Origin of the sequence: Streptomyces collinus Tu 365, from assembly GCF_000444875.1 — a bacterium.
Classification (GTDB): Bacteria; Actinomycetota; Actinomycetes; order Streptomycetales; family Streptomycetaceae; genus Streptomyces; species Streptomyces collinus_A.
Genome location: NC_021985.1, coordinates 951,148 through 967,367, shown reverse-complemented (window position 1 = coordinate 967,367; position 16,220 = coordinate 951,148). Strand labels below are relative to the sequence as shown.

12 protein-coding genes and 1 pseudogene are annotated in these 16,220 nt (G+C 74.8%); 11 read left to right on the top strand and 2 right to left on the bottom strand.

The genetic code is table 11. From position 1 onward, the window contains the following. Positions 1-9 precede the first annotated feature (9 nt). Positions 10-1,011: a hypothetical protein gene (locus tag B446_RS03815; RefSeq protein ID WP_020938093.1), complete on the bottom strand. Its 1,002-nt coding sequence runs from the start codon at positions 1,009-1,011 to the stop codon at positions 10-12. 527 nt (positions 1,012-1,538) lie between these two features. Between B446_RS03815 and B446_RS03810 the strand changes: the two genes are divergently transcribed. The 4 genes from B446_RS03810 (at position 1,539) to B446_RS03795 (ending at position 6,322) form a co-directional block, all read left to right on the top strand. Continuing rightward, positions 1,539-2,261, top strand: a complete 723-nt coding sequence (locus B446_RS03810) for a hypothetical protein (RefSeq protein WP_020938092.1) — start codon at positions 1,539-1,541, stop codon at positions 2,259-2,261. Between the two features lie 112 nt (positions 2,262-2,373). Continuing rightward, a complete protein-coding gene (locus B446_RS03805; protein ID WP_020938091.1) occupies positions 2,374-3,051 on the top strand; it encodes a class F sortase in 678 nt (225 codons plus the stop codon). Positions 3,052-3,277: 226 nt separating this feature from the next. Beyond that, positions 3,278-4,231 carry a LysR family transcriptional regulator gene (locus B446_RS03800; protein WP_020938090.1) on the top strand — a complete coding sequence of 318 codons (954 nt, stop codon included), beginning with the start codon at positions 3,278-3,280 and terminating at the stop codon, positions 4,229-4,231. Between the two features lie 153 nt (positions 4,232-4,384). Then, complete coding sequence (locus B446_RS03795) at positions 4,385-6,322, top strand: collagenase (protein WP_020938089.1); 1,938 nt, start codon at positions 4,385-4,387, stop codon at positions 6,320-6,322. 84 nt (positions 6,323-6,406) lie between these two features. Here the strand turns inward: B446_RS03795 and B446_RS03790 are convergent, their stop codons facing one another. After that, positions 6,407-7,870 carry a glyceraldehyde-3-phosphate dehydrogenase gene (locus tag B446_RS03790; protein WP_043474700.1) on the bottom strand — a complete coding sequence of 488 codons (1,464 nt, stop codon included), beginning with the start codon at positions 7,868-7,870 and terminating at the stop codon, positions 6,407-6,409. A gap of 218 nt (positions 7,871-8,088) precedes the next feature. Here B446_RS03790 and B446_RS03785 point away from each other — a divergent pair, with 218 nt between their 5' ends. From B446_RS03785 to B446_RS03755, 7 genes and pseudogenes are all read left to right on the top strand, one after another. Beyond that, positions 8,089-9,297, top strand: coding sequence for a hypothetical protein (locus tag B446_RS03785; protein WP_020938087.1), 1,209 nt, complete (start codon positions 8,089-8,091; stop codon positions 9,295-9,297). Between the two features lie 127 nt (positions 9,298-9,424). Next, positions 9,425-10,117, top strand: a complete 693-nt coding sequence (locus tag B446_RS03780; protein ID WP_020938086.1) for an alpha/beta fold hydrolase — start codon at positions 9,425-9,427, stop codon at positions 10,115-10,117. A 67-nt stretch (positions 10,118-10,184) separates the two neighbouring features. After that, entirely contained in the window at positions 10,185-10,508 is a 324-nt protein-coding gene (locus B446_RS03775; protein ID WP_020938085.1) for a hypothetical protein, read from the top strand. A 116-nt stretch (positions 10,509-10,624) separates the two neighbouring features. Then, positions 10,625-11,479, top strand: a complete 855-nt coding sequence (locus B446_RS03770) for a PP2C family protein-serine/threonine phosphatase (RefSeq protein ID WP_020938084.1) — start codon at positions 10,625-10,627, stop codon at positions 11,477-11,479. 50 nt (positions 11,480-11,529) lie between these two features. Continuing rightward, entirely contained in the window at positions 11,530-12,561 is a 1,032-nt protein-coding gene (locus tag B446_RS03765) for an MASE1 domain-containing protein (protein WP_193384428.1), read from the top strand. Between the two features lie 605 nt (positions 12,562-13,166). Next, positions 13,167-14,450 carry an L-seryl-tRNA(Sec) selenium transferase gene (selA, locus tag B446_RS03760; RefSeq protein ID WP_268825435.1) on the top strand — a complete coding sequence of 428 codons (1,284 nt, stop codon included), beginning with the start codon at positions 13,167-13,169 and terminating at the stop codon, positions 14,448-14,450. A gap of 5 nt (positions 14,451-14,455) precedes the next feature. Beyond that, positions 14,456-16,198: pseudogene (locus B446_RS03755) on the top strand (SelB C-terminal domain-containing protein); the annotation flags it as partial. Between the last annotated feature and the right edge of the window lie 22 nt (positions 16,199-16,220).

The window sequence follows — 16,220 nt, the reverse complement described above, 5'->3', positions numbered from 1 at the left end:
CGTGCGCCCTCAGGCGGCGGGGGAGCTCACGCGCCCCACGGCGTTGCCGAAGAGCTGGGTGAACCACACCGTCCGCCCGGGGCCGGCCGTGAGCCGGAAGGGCGGCACCCCCTCTTCGCCGCCCGGCACCACGAAGGCGGTGACCGTGCCGTCCGGGCCGACCCGCCCGATCCGCCCGGCCGGGTCGGCGTACCAGACGTGTCCGTCGGGGCCGAGCGTGATCCCGCTCGCCCCGCTGTCGGCGCCGGGCAGCGCGAACCGGGTGACCCGCCCCGCGGAGTCGATCCGGCCGACCGCGTCCGGTCCCGACACGGTGAACCACATGCCGCCGGGTCCGGAGACGATGTCACCGGGGAGGTCCGCGCCCCCGGGCAGCGGGAACTCGGTGATCCGGCCGGTGACGGAGATGCGCCCGATCCTTCGGCCGGCCGGCTCGGTGAACCACAGGGCGCCGTCCGCACCCGCGGCGATCGCGGACGGGGAGGCGTCCGCCGTGGGCAGCGCGAACTCGGTGACCCGGCCGGCCGTGGTGATCCGGCCGATCCTGTCGCCGTCCTGCTCGGTGAACCACAGGGCGCCGTCGGGGCCGGCCGCGATCCCGGCGGGGAAGGCGCCCGCCGTCGGCACCGGGAACTCCGTGACCCGGCCGGCCGTGGTGATCCGGCCGATCCGGTTCCCCCTGCCCTCGGTGAACCACAGCGCCCGGTCCGGGCCCGCGGTGATGCCGAAGGGGAAGCTGTCCGGGCGAGAGGTGGGGAAGTCGGTGACCGCGCCGCCCGTGGTGATCCGCCCGATCCGGCCGACCCCCGACCCCGTGAACCACAGCGCGCCGTCCGGCCCGGCGGTGATGCCGGCGGGGAGGGTGCCGGGCGTGGTGGTGATCGGGAACACCGTCACCGGCCCGGCGTCGGCCCGCGCCGGTGCGGCGACGGCGGCGATCCCGAGCAGGGCGGCCAGGAGGGCGGTGAGCGGACGGCGGGGCCCGCCGTCGGGCGGTGCTGCGGCGGGCACGGGACGGCCCCTTCCCGGCGACGGGGACGCGCGACGCCGCCGTGCGGTGATGGTTCGTCGGATCCAGGCCATGGATGCCCGCGCCGCCGTACGGCCCAATCCGCCCGGACGGGGGACACCGGCGGGGCCCGACGGAGGACCCTGCCGGGATGGGCCAACTTGGCTGCAACGGTGCGGAGTTGGCAGCCGTTCACCCGTCACCGGACCGCTGCCCCGACCGCCGTGGCCGTTCCCGTGTCCACCCGGACGGAGGCGCGGAGTGCGGTCCGTCCGGGGCGCGGGCGGCGGACGGCCCGGGGGAGAGGCGATGCCCTCCGGCTGCCGTCGGGGTGCCGCCGGGGTGAAGCGCACTGGCCCGGATGGGGGGTGCACCGGCGTGTCGCTGGGACAGACGGGTGGCGTGATGACCCGGCTGGGCGGCCCGGATGGTGCGCCGCCACGGCCTGACTGACGGTGGTTCATGTCGAGGCCGGGTCCATTCAGCTGATGCCGAATCCGCTGCCCGGCCACGGCGGAAGGACCTCGACATGCGTTCTGCCCGCATCATCCTCGCCACGGCGGCCGCAACCGCCGCCCTCTCCTTCTCAGCGCCCGGGGCCGCGTTCGCCGTACCGGCCGGGGACGACTGGGGCCGCGACGACTCCTCGTACAGCAGCGACCACGACAGCGATTCCGGCCGGGGCAAGGGCTCCGGCAACGAACGGGGCCAGGGCTCCGGCAACGAACGGGGCAAGGGCTCCGGCAAGGACCACGACAACGACTACAGCACGGAGCGCGGCAAGGGCGGCGGACGCGACGAGCCGCGCGGCGGAATGCACACGGGCGGCGGCGCCCTCGCGGCCGTCCGTGGCGACGACTGGGGGTCGGGCGGCGACGACAGCCGGTTCGACCCCGACACCTACCGCGACAAGGACCAGGGCGGTGGCAAGGAGAGCGGAGGCGGCAAGGAGAGCGGCGGGGGTCGCGACAGCGGCGGTGGCGGCAAGGAGAGCGGTGGCGGCCGGAACAGCGGCGGTGGGGGCAAGGAGAGCGGTGGCGGTCGCGACAGCGGCGGCGGCCGGGACAGCGGTGGCGGCAAGGACGACTGGGGCGGCGGTGACGACCAGGAGAAGCCGCACGGCGGCATGCACACCGGCGGCGGCGGCCTCGCCCAGCCCGGTGTCACCGCGGGCGGCCTGGCCGTGCTCGCCGTAGGCGCCACGGGTCTGTACGCGCTGCGCCGCAAGAAGGCCGTCGCGCCGGCGTCCTGACCGCTCACCCGCCTTCGCGGGGACCGCGGACGCCGCCGGCGCGCACCGTGCCGGCGGCCCGCGCCCCGCGAGCCCGAACCCCGTGCTGCCGTGCCGAATGAGGTGGTGTCCGATGGCAGCAGCTCCCCCCTCCCCGCCCCCCGCCGAACCGGCGCGGGACGAGCGGCAGTCCGGCCGCGGCGGGCGGCTGACCCTGTGGGGCGTGGCGATCGTCTTCCTCGGTGTCAGCCTTTTCGGCGGCCACCACGGCTCGCGCGAGACCCCGGCCGCCCCCCGCGCCTCCGGCCCGACCAGCTCGGTGCGCTCCGACACCCGGTCCACCGAGGCCGGAGACGGGCTGCCGCACTCCGTCCCGACCAGGCTCCTCATCCCGAAGATCTCGGTGGACGCGCCGTTCGCCGCCCTGACGCTCGGTCCGACGGGCCAGCTCGAACCGCCGCCCGCCGACAACACCAACCTGGTCGGCTGGTACGCCAAGGGTGCCTCGCCCGGCGAGACGGGCACCTCGATCATCGCCGGGCACGTCGACACGGTGACCTCGGCCGCCGTCTTCGCCAACCTGGACCAGCTCGAACCCGGCGACCGGTTCTCCGTCGACCGGGCCGACGGGCGGACCGCGAACTTCGAGGTGGACGACACGGAGACGTTCGCCAAGGACGCCTTCCCGAGCGAGCGCGTGTACGCCGACGCCGACCGCCCCGAGGCCCGGCTGATCACCTGCGCGGGCGACTACGACCACTCGGTGAAGGACTACACCGACAACCTGGTGGTCTTCGCGCACCTCGTGTGAGGCGCGCGAGTCGCCGGCGCCGCCGGTTCGTCCCGGCCCTCGCGCCGTGCGCCACCGCCCCGATGGGCGGCGCACGGCGCGCCCGTGCGCCTTGCGCCCGTGACGGCCCGGTGGAACGCTTCCGTCCGCCGGTCCCGACCCCGACCGGCGGGGGCGTGAGCACCGGATTCACGGGTGACGGACAATCTCCGGGTGCCGGTCGTGGGACGGAACGGGGAGTGGAGCGATGGAGCTGGAACTACGGCACCTGCGGGTCCTGTGCGCGATCGCCGACGCGGGCAGTGTCGGACGCGCCGCCACCCACCTCGGGTACTCGCAGCCCGCGGTCAGCACCCAGCTCGGGCGCATCGAGCGGCACCTGGGGGAGCCGCTCTTCGAGCGCGGTGCGAGCGGGGTGCGGCCCACCCCGTATGGCGCCGAGGTCGTCGCCCAGGCCCGGGACGTGCTGGCCCGCGCCGACGCCATCGGCCACCGCAGACCCTCCACCGCGCCCCGCCGGACCCTGCGGGTGGCCTCGACCAACTCGCCCATGCTCTCGGGCACGGTGTCCCGCGTCCGCACCCGGCTGCCCGACCTGTCCCTCACCCTGACCAGCGTCTACGCCTCCTCACGGATCGTCGAGCTGCTGGAGGAGGGCACGGTGGACGTCGCCATAGCCGCCGACTACCCGGGTATGGAGCTGCGGCACTCCGCCGCCGTGCGGCACCGGGGGATCGTCACCGAGCCGACCTTCGTGGCCCTGCCCGCCCGCCACCGGCTGCGTCAGTGCGCCCAGGTTCAGCTCGCGGACCTGGCCGAGGACGACTGGTTCGTGACGCCGGACGACGGCGCCGGTTGGCCCGGGGTGTTCTACGACGCCTGCGCCGCCGCCGGGTTCACACCGGCCGCCGTCCACGAGTTCCTCGGGGACCAGAGCCAGCTGCAGAGCATGATCGCCGACGGCCTCGGCGTCTCCCTGGTGCAGCCGACGCTGCGCCCCATCCCGCACGTCGCGGTCAAGCCGCTGGCCGGCTCGCCGCTGTGGTGCCGCTACGTGCTGGCCTGGCGGCCCGGCACCGTCTCCGAGGACGTGGCCGACACGCTCGTGCAGTCGGCGCTGGCCGCCTATCGCGATCTCGTCGCCCAGGCACCGCACCTGCGGGACTGGGCGTCGCGCACCTGGAGCATCGCCGGGGCCTGAGCACCGCCCGGCCCCCGGCGGGCCGCGATGTTATGAGCGAGCGGTGCCATGTGCTATGTCACACGCCATTGTTGCCGCGGGCGGGCCGCTGGGACAGTGCCACTCACGCCTCAACACCCCACAGAGGCGCGTCATTTCGTGGAGGAACCCCAGATGCGCTATCGCTTCGGGCTGCCCGGACGCATGGCCGGCGCCGCCGCCGTCTGCGTCACCGTGGCGGGCCTGCTCTCGACCCCGGCCCTGGCCTCGCCCCAGCAGCACCTCGGCACCACCGTCCGCACGGCCGGAAGGCACGCCCCCGCCCCGCCGCCCGCCGGCCCGGCCACGGGGGCCTCCGAGCGTCCCGCGGCCCCGGCGAGGAGACTCAGCCCGGCCCAACTGCCTCCCCGCGCACCGGCGTCCACGCGAAGCTCGGAGAGCGCACCGCGCGGCGCGGCGAAGGCGGCGTCCTGCACCCCGGCGGACTTCGGCGGCCGGACCGGCAGCGCCCTCGTCGCGTTCGTGAGGGCGTCCACGCCGGACTGCGTGAACACCCTGTTCACGGTCACCGGCCGGGACGCCCACGACGTCTTCCGGCAGGCCCAGATGGTCACCGTGGCGAACGCCTTCACCAGCACGGCCCGGAAGTACCGCGGGGACAACTCCGGGAGCCTGGAACAACTGGTCCTGTTCCTGCGCGCCGGCTACTACGTCCAGTTCAACCACGCCGCCGACGTGGGCGCGTACACGTCCAGGCTGACCTCCGCCGTCACGGCCGGTCTCGACACCTTCTTCGCCCGGTCCCACACGCGCGACGTCAGCGCCGCCAACGGCGACATCCTCGGCGAGGCGGTCGTCCTCACCGACAGCGCCGACCAGCAGGGCCGCTACCTGTACGTCTACCGGCGGCTGCTCGACGGCTACGACAGCTCCTACGACGCGGTCGACAGCATGATCAGGGCCGTCAACGACGTCTACACGCCGCTGTGGCGCGGCAACTGGAACCCCGAGTACGTCCGGGCGGTGGCGGCCGACCCGCGCGTCATCGACACCCTGTACGACTTCGCGCTGGCCAACACCGACCTGCTCGGCACGGGTTTGGCCTTCCTCGACTCCAACGCGGGCATGAACGTGGCCCGTTATCTCGAGCACCCCGAACTCCGGGACACCGCACAGCCGTTGACCAAGGGGCTGCTGGACGCGACCGCCATGACGGGCCCGACGGCCGGGCTCTGGGTGGCCGTGGCGACCCAGGCGAACTACTACGACGCGGCGAACTGCTCCTCCTACGGCGTCTGCGACCTGCCGGGCAAGCTGACCGAGGCCGTGCTGCCCACCGTCCACCGCTGCGACGCGAACATCACCGTCCGCGCCCAGGCCCTGACCGCCGCCGACCTCGACGCCGCCTGCGCCGGCGTCCTGGGCCAGGACGCCTACTTCCGCTCCCTGGTGAAGGCCGCGGGACCGGTGCCCGGTCAGTACGTCTCCACCCTCCGGCTGGTCGTCTTCGCGAGCCGGGCCGACTACCAGACCTACGCGGGCGCGATCTTCGGCATCAGCACCGACAACGGCGGCATGACCCTGGAGGGCGACCCCTCGGACCCGGCCAACCAGGCCACCTCGATCATGTACCAGAAGGACTACGACGACGGCTTCACGGCCCGGATCTGGAACCTCAACCACGAGTACACGCACTTCCTGGACGGCCGTGACGACATGCGGGGTGACTTCGGCCGGCAGATCTCGGTGCCGGACGTGTGGTGGATCGAGGGCGTCGCCGAGTACGTCTCCTACGGCTACCGGGGCCTCGCCGACGACCAGGCGGTCCAGGAGGCCGGCAAGCACACGTACCGGCTGAGCACCCTGTTCGAGAACACCTACGACAACAGCGACGTGACCCGGACCTACCCGTGGGGCTACCTCGCCGTGCGCTACATGGCCGAGCGGCACCCCGACGACGTCCAGCGCATGCTCGCCCGCTTCCGGGCCGGTGACTACACCGGCGGCTACGCCGTCTACCACGACGGCATCGGCACCCGCTACGACGCCGACTTCGACCAGTGGCTCACGGCGTGCGCCTCGGGCGCCTGTGCCAGGCCCGCGAAGGCCTGACCGGGCACCCCGGAAAGCCGGCGGCCGCCGACCGGAACCCCGGTCGGCGGCCGCCGCACGCCCTGCGCCGTCGTGGCCGGCGGGTCAGACCGCCGTGGCCGGGTACGTCGGGTACTCGACGCCCGAGACGTGCTGGACGACCCGGACGACCTGGCAGGAGTAGCCGAACTCGTTGTCGTACCAGAGGTAGAGGATCGCGTTGTCCCCGTCGACCTTGAGCGCCCCGGCGTCCACGATCGAGGCGTGCCGGGAGCCGATGAAGTCGCTGCTGACCGCGTCGGGCGCCGTGGTGAAGTCGATCTGGCGCTTGAGCGGCGAGGTCAGGGAGACCTCGCGCAGGTAGTCGTGCACCTGCTCGCGGGTGGTCTCGCGGGCCAGCTGGAGGTTGAGGATCGCGATCGAGACGTCCGGCACCGGGACGCGGATCGAACTGCCGCTGATCTTCGCCTTCAGGTCGGGCAGCGCCTTCGCGACGGCGGAGGCGGCACCGGTCTCGGTGATCACCATGTTGAGCGGCGCGGACCGGCCGCGGCGCTCGGACTTGTGGTAGTTGTCCAGCAGGTTCTGGTCGTTGGTGAACGAGTGGACGGTCTCCACGTGGCCGCGCAGCACGCCGTACTCGTCGTCCATGGCCTTCAGCGGCGGGACGATCGCGTTCGTGGTGCAGGAGGCGCAGGACAGGATCTGCTCGTCCGGCTTGACGGTGTCGTGGTTGACGCCGTGCACGATGTTCGGGACGTCGCCCTTGCCCGGCGCGGTCAGCACGACCTTCTCGATGCCGGGGCGCAGGTGCTTGGACAGGCCCTCGCGGTCGCGCCACTTGCCCGTGTTGTCGATGAGGATGGCGTCGCGGATGCCGTACTCGGTGTAGTCCACGTGCGACGGGTCGTCGGCGTAGATCACCTTGATCTCGTTGCCGTTGGCGACGATCGTGCTGGCGTCCTCGTCCACCGTGATGGTGCCCTGGAACTGGCCGTGGATGGAGTCGCGGCGCAGCAGCGAGGCACGCTTGACGAGGTCCCCGGCGGCCCGGGCGCCGCCGCCGCGCACCACGATGGCCCGCAGCCGCAGGCCGTTGCCGGAGCCGGACTTCTCGATCAGCAGCCGGGCGACGAGCCGGCCGATCCGGCCGAAGCCGTACAGCACGACGTCGCGCGACTCGCGGCGCTCGATCTTGCCGGCGCCCGTGGCACCCGCTACGGCCTCGGCGGTGAACTCCGCCACGCTCAGCCCGCGGTCGTCGGCCTGGTACAGGGTGGCCAGCATGCCCAGGTCGATCTGGGAGGGCCCGAGGTCCAGTGCGGTCAGGGCCTGGAGGAACGGCATGGTCTCGGTGACCGACAGCTCGGCGCCGGCGATCTGCCGGGCGAAGCGGTGCGTCTTGAGGATGCTGACCACCGACTTGTTCACCAGGGAGCGGCTGTGCAGCAGGACCGTCACGTCCCGCTCGCGGTGCAGCTTCCCGATGAGCGGGATCATCGACTCCGCGATCTCCTCGCGGATCTTCCAGTTGGTGAACGAGTCGTCGTTGACAGCGTTGACAGTCACGGATCCATCTTTCGAGCTAGGCAGCGCTCATATGGTAACCACACCTCCGTGTGGGCCCCGGCGGGGGGCTGCCGCGGGGTGTGAGAGGGGCGCGCGCGGAGCGCGGGTGGGGCGCGAGCGGCGCGTGGGCGCGCTCCGATTCCTGAATCAGGGTGGAACACCGTGAGAAACCCGGGTCGCAAATTGCGTGCCCCGGGCGGCGTGACCAAGGTCGGGGCGTGAGCACGTCCTCCGTACCCCGGCCCGAGTCCGACGCGGCCTTCCGTCCGCTGCGCCGCCCCTCCCTCACGCACCTGCGCCGGCACCGGGTCCCCGAGGGCGCCCCGGCGGCCCTCGCGCTGTTCGCGGCGGTCCGGCTCGCCGGTGTCGCCGCCGTGCTCGCCGCCGGGCACCTCACCGGTCACTCCGCGGCCAGGAGCCTGGCCCACTCCTGGGACTCCCGCTGGTACCTGCACATCGCCACGCACGGCTACGGCCGGCTCATCTGGATCACCCCGACCGGCGGGGTGCAGGCGGACTGGGCGTTCTTCCCGTTCTACCCCGGCCTCGTCCGCGCCCTGACCACCGTCCTCCCGCTCACCCCGGGCCAGGCCGCGCTGCTCGTCGCCTGGGCCGCCGCGCTGGTGGCCGCGTACGGCCTCTACCTCCTCGGCCACCACCTGTACGGGCACGCCGTCGCCACCGCCCTGGTCGGCCTGTGGGCCGTGCTGCCGCACGCAGTCGAGCTGACCATCGCCTACACCGAGTCCCTGTTCGCCGCGCTCGCCGTCTGCTCCCTGTACTGCGTGCTCAAGGACCGCTGGCTGTGGGCCGGTTCGCTGGCCGCGCTGGCGGGCCTGTCCCGGCCGACCGGGTTCGCGGTGGCCGCGGCCGTCTGCATCGCCGCCGCGCGTGAGGTCCTGCGGCGGCGCGGCCGGGTGCCGGCGACCCTGTGGGCGGGCGCCCTGATCGCGCCGCTCGGCTGGTTCGGCTACGTGCTCTGGGTGGGGGAGCGCACGGGCGACCTGCTCGGAGGCTACTTCAAGGTGCAGAGCGCCTGGGACTCGCGCTTCGACTTCGGCGCCGGCACCCTGCGCTTCCTCAAGGCCCTGCTCCTGCACGGCGGCGGTGTCGTCTACCCGGCCGCCCTGATGATCGTCCTGACCTGCGTCGTGCTCTTCGGGCTGCTCTGCCTGGACCGCGCCCCGCTGGTCCTGCTGGTCTTCGCGGGGGTGCTGGTGCTGCTCGTGGCCTGCGGCTCCGGCTCGTTCTCCTCCAAGCCGCGCTTCCTGCTCCCGGTGTTCCCGCTGCTGATCCCGCCGGCGCGGGCCCTCGCCCGCACCTGGCGGGTGCGGCCGGCCCGCGCGCTGCTCGTCGTCGGCGCCCTCGCCGTCATGTCCGTCCTGTACGGCGCCTACGTCGTCGTGGTGGCCCACTCCCCGCTGTGAGGCGCCGGACGGGCAGGCGCCGGCGAGGCGGCCCGCCGCGGGAGCCGCCCCGGCTGCCGTGGCGGCTGGATCCGCGGCCGGCGCGCTGGAAGGATCTTCCGGGAGTCCGGACGAGAGAGGCGGGGCGATGAGGCTGCACACCCACGAGTGGGGGACCGGGGACCGGGTCGCCGTCCTGGTGCACGGGATCATGTCCGACCACAGGACCTGGCGCCGGGTCGCGCCGGTCCTCGCCGACAAGGGCTACCGGGTCGTCGGCGTGGACCTGCGCGGGCACGGCGCCAGCGGACGCGGCCCGTACGGCGCCGAGATCTGGGCCGGTGACCTGGTGGAGACCCTGCCCGGCAAACCGGAGCTGGCGATCGGGCACTCGCTCGGCGCGATGGCGCTGGTCCTCGCCGCCGAGCGGCTGTCACCCGCCCGGGCCGTCTACTGCGACCCGGCCTGGGAGCCGGCCGCGGGCCTCGCCTCGGCAGGTGCCCTGTTCGCGGACTTCAAGACCGCGAGCCGCGCGATGATCACGCACTTCAACCCGCGCTGGGAGGAGGCCGACGTCGACGTGGAACTGGCCACCCTCGCGCTCTGGGACCCCGCGACCGCCCACGCCCTCGCGGACGTCTACGCCGTCAGCAGGACCCCGGCCCGCCCCGTGGTGCCCTCGCTGGTCGTGCGGGCCGGATCCAGCGCCCTGGTGCCCCCCGCCCTCGCGGAGCGGCTGACCCGGGCAGGCTTCGAGGTCCGCACCGTCACGACCGCCGGCCACACCCTCTACCGGGACGACTTCGACGGCTTCATGGCGGCCCTGGACGGCTGGGTCTGACCGGCCCGTGCAGGAGTCAGCGCCGGACGGCTGGGTAGGCGTGGTGACGCCCGAGGAAAGGATCGTCATGACGACCTACGTCATCACCGTGCCCGGTACCTTCACCGCGGGAGTCGGGGCCGACACCCGCGAGGTACTGGGCCGGGCGCTCAGGCCCGCCGACCCGCACAGCACGCGGATGGGCAGCACGGAGGACCTGGACGTCCTCAGCGTCAACGAGGACAACACCTTCACGCTGCGCCTCACCGTCGACGCGGACACCGGGCCGCACGCCGAGCAGGAGGCCCGCCGGCTCGCGGACTCCGCGCTGCGCAGCGCGGGACTCGACGAGAACACGGCCCCGCTGGGACCGGCTGTGATCACCGGTATCGACTCGGAGGTCGGCGGCTGACCGGCGGGGACCCGGCAGGGCCGGCCCCTGCGCGCTCCCTGGGGCAGGATCATCCGACATGGGTAAAATCTAGGCGTTTACCCCGAAGGGCCACCCGGCCCGTCCGGAAGTGATCCATGCCCCGCAAGCGCACCACGGACGACGGCGACGAGCTGCTGGCCAGGCTCGGGTCGCTGACCGCCCAGGCGCGCGAGCGGGCGGAGCAGCAGCGCACCCAGGTCGAACTGGCCATCGCGCTGCAGCGCGGCATGCTGCCCCGGGACCTGCCCACCGCCTCCGGCCTGCACCTGGCGGTGCGGTACGCGCCCGCCACCTACGGCCTGAACGTGGGCGGCGACTGGTACGACGCCTTCACCATGCCCGACGGCCGGATCGGGCTCTCCATCGGCGACGTCCAGGGGCACAACATCGAGGCCGCCGCCTTCATGGGGCAGGTCCGGGCGGGGCTGCGCGCCCTCGCCTCCGTCACCAGCGAGCCCGGGGACCTGCTCGCCCGGACCAACGACCTGCTGCTCTCGCTGGGCAGCGACCTCTTCGCCACCTGCACCTTCATGCGGCTCGACCCGGTCACGGGCGTGCTGGAGAGCGCCCGGGCCGGGCACATACCCTTCGTGTGGGCCACGGCCGAGGGCCAGTCCGGGGTGGTCGACGACGAGGGCGGGCCGCCGCTCGGCATCCAGCGGGGCATGGAGTACCCGGTGACCCGGCACCACCTGACCACCGGTGGCGTGTTCGTCCTGCTCACCGACGGCGTGGTCGAGGGGCCCTCGCTGAACATCGAGGACGGGCTCGAGCACGTGGTGCGGCTCGCGGGCATCGCCGCAGTGGCCGGCCTCGAGGCGCACGCGCTCGCCGGGGCCGTGATCAAGGGTGCGGAGAGCGTGGGACACGAGGACGACGCCGCCGTCCTCGTCGTGGGCCTCGACGGGCCCCGCGTCACCGGTCCCGACGGAGCCGCCGTTCAGCCATAGGGCCGGACGCCGCACCGCTCGCGTGGCCGATCGGCGGCCATCGGTGTGAGATGGCTGCTGTGGCCGGTTTCATGGAGGTGCGGGGACCGGGCGGCTACGCCGTCCAGGTACTGGCCGTCGCCGCCTGCTACTACGGGGCGGGCAGGCTCGGACTCCTGCGCCGGCTCGTCGTCGAGGGCGCAGTCGTCACCCCCCTATGGCCGCCGACCGGCGTGGCCGTCGCCGCCCTGCTGGTCTTCGGCCTCGCCGCCTGGCCCGGCATCACCATCGGCGCTTTCTTCACCGTCCTCACCCTGTCCCCGCCCGACGTGGGCATGATGGGCTTCCTGTTCGGCAACACCGTCGCGCCCCTGTGCGCGGTGCTGCTGCTGCGCCGGTCCGGCTTCCGCCCGGAACTGAGCCGACTGCGCGACGGGCTCGCGCTGGTGTTCCTGGGCGCGCTGTCCGCCATGATGATCAGCGCGAGCGTCGGCGTCGGCCTGCTGCTGGCCACGGACAAGCTCCCCGTGCACAACTTCTGGCCCGTCTGGCTGGCCTGGTGGGTGGGCGACGCGATGGGCGTGCTGATCGTCACCCCGATCGCGCTGCTGCTGTACAAGTCCCGCCGGCCGCTGCCGCTCGGCCGCTGGAAGGAGGCCACCGCGCTGGCCGCGGTCGCCTGCGCCGTGGTGCCGCTCGCCGCCTACAGCTCCATCAGCCTGCTCTTCCTCGTCTACCCGCTCCTCATCTGGGCCGCCCTGCGCTTCCAGCTCGCGGGCAGCATGCTCTGCGCGCTGCTCACCTCCGTGCTGGCCACCGTCGCCGCCACGGACGGGGACGGGGCCTTCGCCGGGCTGAGCCGGATCGAGGTCATGGCGAAACTCCAGGCGTTCAACGGGGCGATGGCCCTGACCGCGCTGCTGCTGTCCGCGGTGATCACCGAACAGCGCCACACCCGGCGGTCCGTGGAACGGGCCTGCCAGGAACTGGTCGAAGTGCTCGAACACCTGACCGCGGGCGAGGTGCCGCCCACCCCGCGGTCCGCCTCCGACCCCGAGGACCGGCCCCGGCCGGGCCACACCCCGGGCCCCGGCCCCGGCTGACACCCGGCCCGCCGTGCGCACGCCGTCGAACCGGCCCCCTGAACAGGCCGTTCACGGCGTGTCGATCGGCCGGGCCGGGGCACTGGGAGACGATGGGCGGTGCCGTACGGGCCACAGGACCGGGGCAGCGGGACGAGGACGGCAGGGGCGGCATGGAACAGCGCGTGACAGCGGGCGGAGAAGACCGGCGCACGCCGCCCCCCGGCCCCGAAGCTCCACCCAGGCGCCAGGACCCGGCACCGGCCCGACGCCAGGACCCGGCTCCGCGCCAGGATGCGGCTCCGGCCCGGCGCCCGTACCCGGCCTCGCCCTCGGCTCCGGCCCGGCGCCAGGAATCGGCCCCGGACCCGAACCCGGCCCGGCGCCAGGACCCGCCCTCGGGCCGGGACCCGCGCCCGGTCCGGCGCACGGATCCACCGCCGTCCCAGGACTCGCTCTCGGCTCCGGCCCGGCGCCAGGACTCGGCCCCCGACCCGAACCCGGCCCGGAGCCAGGACCCGGATCCGGCTCCGCCCCCGGACTTGGCCCGGCGCCAAGACCCTGCCCCGCAGCCGCAGCCGCAGCCGCAGCCGCAGCCGCAGCCGGGCGCCGACGCGCGCCGGCGGATCCCGCGGACCGACGTGCTCCTGCGCGACTCCCGGCTGGCCGCGGCGGCGGACCGGCTGGGGGAGCGTCTGGTCAAGGACGCGATCCGGCGGGCGCAGCGTGAGGCACGGGAGGGGGCCGTCCCGCCCGAGCGGGTGGCGGACAGGGCGGCCGCGCTGCTGCCCGCCGGCTGCGGCGGACTGCGCCCGGTCGTCAACGCCACCGGCGTGCTGCTGCACACCAACCTGGGCCGGGCACCACTGTCGGCGGCGGCCCGGCAGGCCGTGGCGGAGGCCGCCGGACCCACCGACGTCGAACTCGACCTGGCCCTCGGCGTACGGGCCCGCCGCGGCCGCTCCGTCCTCGCCGCCCTCAGCGGCCGCGTGCCCGCGGCCGGTGCCGCGCACGTCGTCAACAACGGCGCCGCCGCCCTGGTGCTGGCCGCCACGGCCCTCGCGGCCGGCCGGGAGATCGTCATCAGCCGCGGCGAGATGGTGGAGATCGGGGACGGCTTCCGCCTGCCCGACCTGCTGGTCTCCACCGGCGCCCGGCTCCGCGAGGTCGGCACGACCAACCGGACCACCGCCGCCGACTACGCCGCCGCGATCGGCCCCGACACCGGCTTCGTGCTCAAGGTGCACCCCTCCAACTTCCTCGTCACCGGCTTCACCCGGGCCGCCGAGACCGGCGAACTGGCCGGGCTCGGCGTCCCGGTCGTCGTCGACATCGGCTCCGGACTGCTCGCCCCACACCCGGCGCTGCCCTCCGAGCCGGACGCCGACACCCAGCTCCGGGCCGGTGCCGCCCTGGTCACCGCCAGCGGCGACAAGCTGCTCGGCGGCCCCCAGTGCGGTCTCCTGCTCGGCCGCGAGGACCTGGTCACCACCCTCGCCCGGCATCCGCTGGCCCGCGCCCTGCGCGTCGACAAGCTCACCCTGGCCGCCTTGGAGGCCACGCTGACCGGACCGCCCACCCCGACCGAGACCGCCCTCACCGCCGATCCGGCCGGGCTCACCGCACGCGCCGAACGGCTCGCCGCCGCCCTGCGGTCCGACGGCACCGACGTCCGGGCCGTCGGCAGCACCGCCACCGTCGGCGGGGGCGGGGCTCCCGGCGTCACCCTGCCCAGCGCCGCGCTCTCCCTGCCCGAGCCGTACGCCGCCGCGCTGCGCGCCGGCCCGGACCCGGTGGTCGGCCGGCTGGAGGCCGGGCGCTGCCTGCTCGACCTGCGCACGGTCCCGCCCGAGGACGACGAGCGGCTGGCCGGGGCCGTCCGGGCGGCCCGCCCGGCAGCGGGGAGGTAGGCGGCATGCACGTCCTCGCCACCGCGGGCCACGTCGACCACGGCAAGTCCGCTCTCGTCCGGGCGCTCACCGGCATGGAGCCCGACCGCTACGAGGAGGAGCGCCGCCGCGGCCTGACCCTCGACCTCGGCTTCGTGTGGACCGGACTCGGCCCGGGCGGCGAGGACGTCGCCTTCGTGGACGTGCCCGGGCACGAGCGGTTCGTCGCGACCATGCTGGCCGGGGCCGGGCCGGTGCCCGCCGTGCTGTTCGTGGTCGCCGCCGACCAGGGCTGGCAGCCCCAGTCGCAGGAGCACCTCGCCGTGCTCCACGCGCTCGGCGTCCGGCACGGCGTCCTCGCGGTGACCCGCAGCGACCTGGCCGACCCCGGCCTGGTGCGCGCGGACGCCGTCGAACGGCTGGCCGCCACCTCGCTCGGCAAGGTCCCCGCCGTCGCCGTCAGCGCCGTCACCGGCCGCGGACTGGACGAACTCCGCCACGAACTGGCACTGCTCACCGCCCGGTTGCCGGTACCCGACCCCGAAGCCGACGTACGGCTCTGGCTCGACCGGTCGTTCACCGTGCGCGGCCACGGCACCGTGGTGACCGGCACGCTCGGCGCGGGCACCCTCCGCGTCGGCGACCGGCTGGTCACCGGCGACGGCGGGGCGGTCCTGCGGGTGCGCGGGCTGCAGAGCCTCCAGGAGGAGCGGACGGAGGTGAGCGGGGTGGCCCGGGTCGCCGTCAACGTGCACGGGCCGGGGGACGGCGACCTGCGCCGCGGGCAGGTGCTGCTCACTCCGGACCGCTGGCTGCTCACCGACGTGACCGACGTCCGGGTCACCGGCGAGCCGGCCGCCGACCTGCCCCGCGCGGTCACCCTGCACATCGGCGCCGCGGCCGTCCCGGTCACCGTCCGCCCGCTCGGCGAGGACACCGCCCGGCTCACCCTGACCCGGCCCCTGCCCCTGCGCATCGGCGACCGCGCCGTGCTGCGCGAGCCCGGCGGCGGCCGCACCCCTCGCGGGGTCACCGTCCTCGACGTACGGCCGCCCGCACTCGCCCGGCGCGGCGCGGGCCGGGCCCGCGCGGCCGAGCTGGCGGGCATGACGGGCCGCCCCGACGGAGCAGCCGAACTGCGCCGCAGGGGCCCCGTGCGCCGCGCCGACCTGCTCGCCATGGGCGCCGCACCGCCCGCCGAGCCCGTCGCCGGCGACTGGCTGGCCGACCCCGGCCACTGGACGGACCTGCGGGACCGGCTGGTCCACGAGAGCGAACGGCACGCCCGGGAGCACCCGTTGGACCCCGGCCTGCCCACCGAGGCCGCCCGCCGTCTGCTCGGCCTCCCCGACCGCGCGCTCGTCGACGCGCTCGTGCGCGGCGAGCCACGCCTGAGCGTCCGTCAGGGCCGCGTCCACCCCGCCGGCACCCCAGGACCCGACCTGCCCCCGCCGGTCCGGGCCGCCGTCGACGCCGTACGCGAGGACCTGACCGGCACACCGTTCCGCGCGCCCGAGGCCGACCGGCTGACCCGGCTGGGGCTCACCCGCAGGGCGCTGGCCGCCGCCGTGTCGGCCGGAGCGCTGCTGCGGATCGCCGACGGCGTCGTGTTGCTGCCCGGCGCGGACACCGCGGCCGCCGCCGTACTGCGCGCCCTGCCGCAGCCGTTCACGCTGAGCGAGGCCCGGCGGGCCCTGGACACCACCCGCCGGGTGGCCGTACCGCTGTTGGAACACCTCGACGCCCAGGGGTACACCGAACGGGTCGACGACCAGCGCCGCCGCTGCCGGC

Bases quoted from the DNA above. Each gene is read 5' to 3' on its own strand.
- B446_RS03810 (WP_020938092.1), top strand. From the start codon at position 1,539: ATGCGTTCTGCCCGCATCATCCTCGCCACGGCGGCCGCAACCGCCGCC.
- B446_RS03805 (WP_020938091.1), top strand. From the start codon at position 2,374: ATGGCAGCAGCTCCCCCCTCCCCGCCCCCCGCCGAACCGGCGCGGGAC.
- B446_RS03800 (WP_020938090.1), top strand. From the start codon at position 3,278: ATGGAGCTGGAACTACGGCACCTGCGGGTCCTGTGCGCGATCGCCGAC.
- B446_RS03795 (WP_020938089.1), top strand. From the start codon at position 4,385: ATGCGCTATCGCTTCGGGCTGCCCGGACGCATGGCCGGCGCCGCCGCC.
- B446_RS03780 (WP_020938086.1), top strand. From the start codon at position 9,425: ATGAGGCTGCACACCCACGAGTGGGGGACCGGGGACCGGGTCGCCGTC.
- B446_RS03775 (WP_020938085.1), top strand. From the start codon at position 10,185: ATGACGACCTACGTCATCACCGTGCCCGGTACCTTCACCGCGGGAGTC.
- B446_RS03770 (WP_020938084.1), top strand. From the start codon at position 10,625: ATGCCCCGCAAGCGCACCACGGACGACGGCGACGAGCTGCTGGCCAGG.
- B446_RS03765 (WP_193384428.1), top strand. From the start codon at position 11,530: ATGGCTGCTGTGGCCGGTTTCATGGAGGTGCGGGGACCGGGCGGCTAC.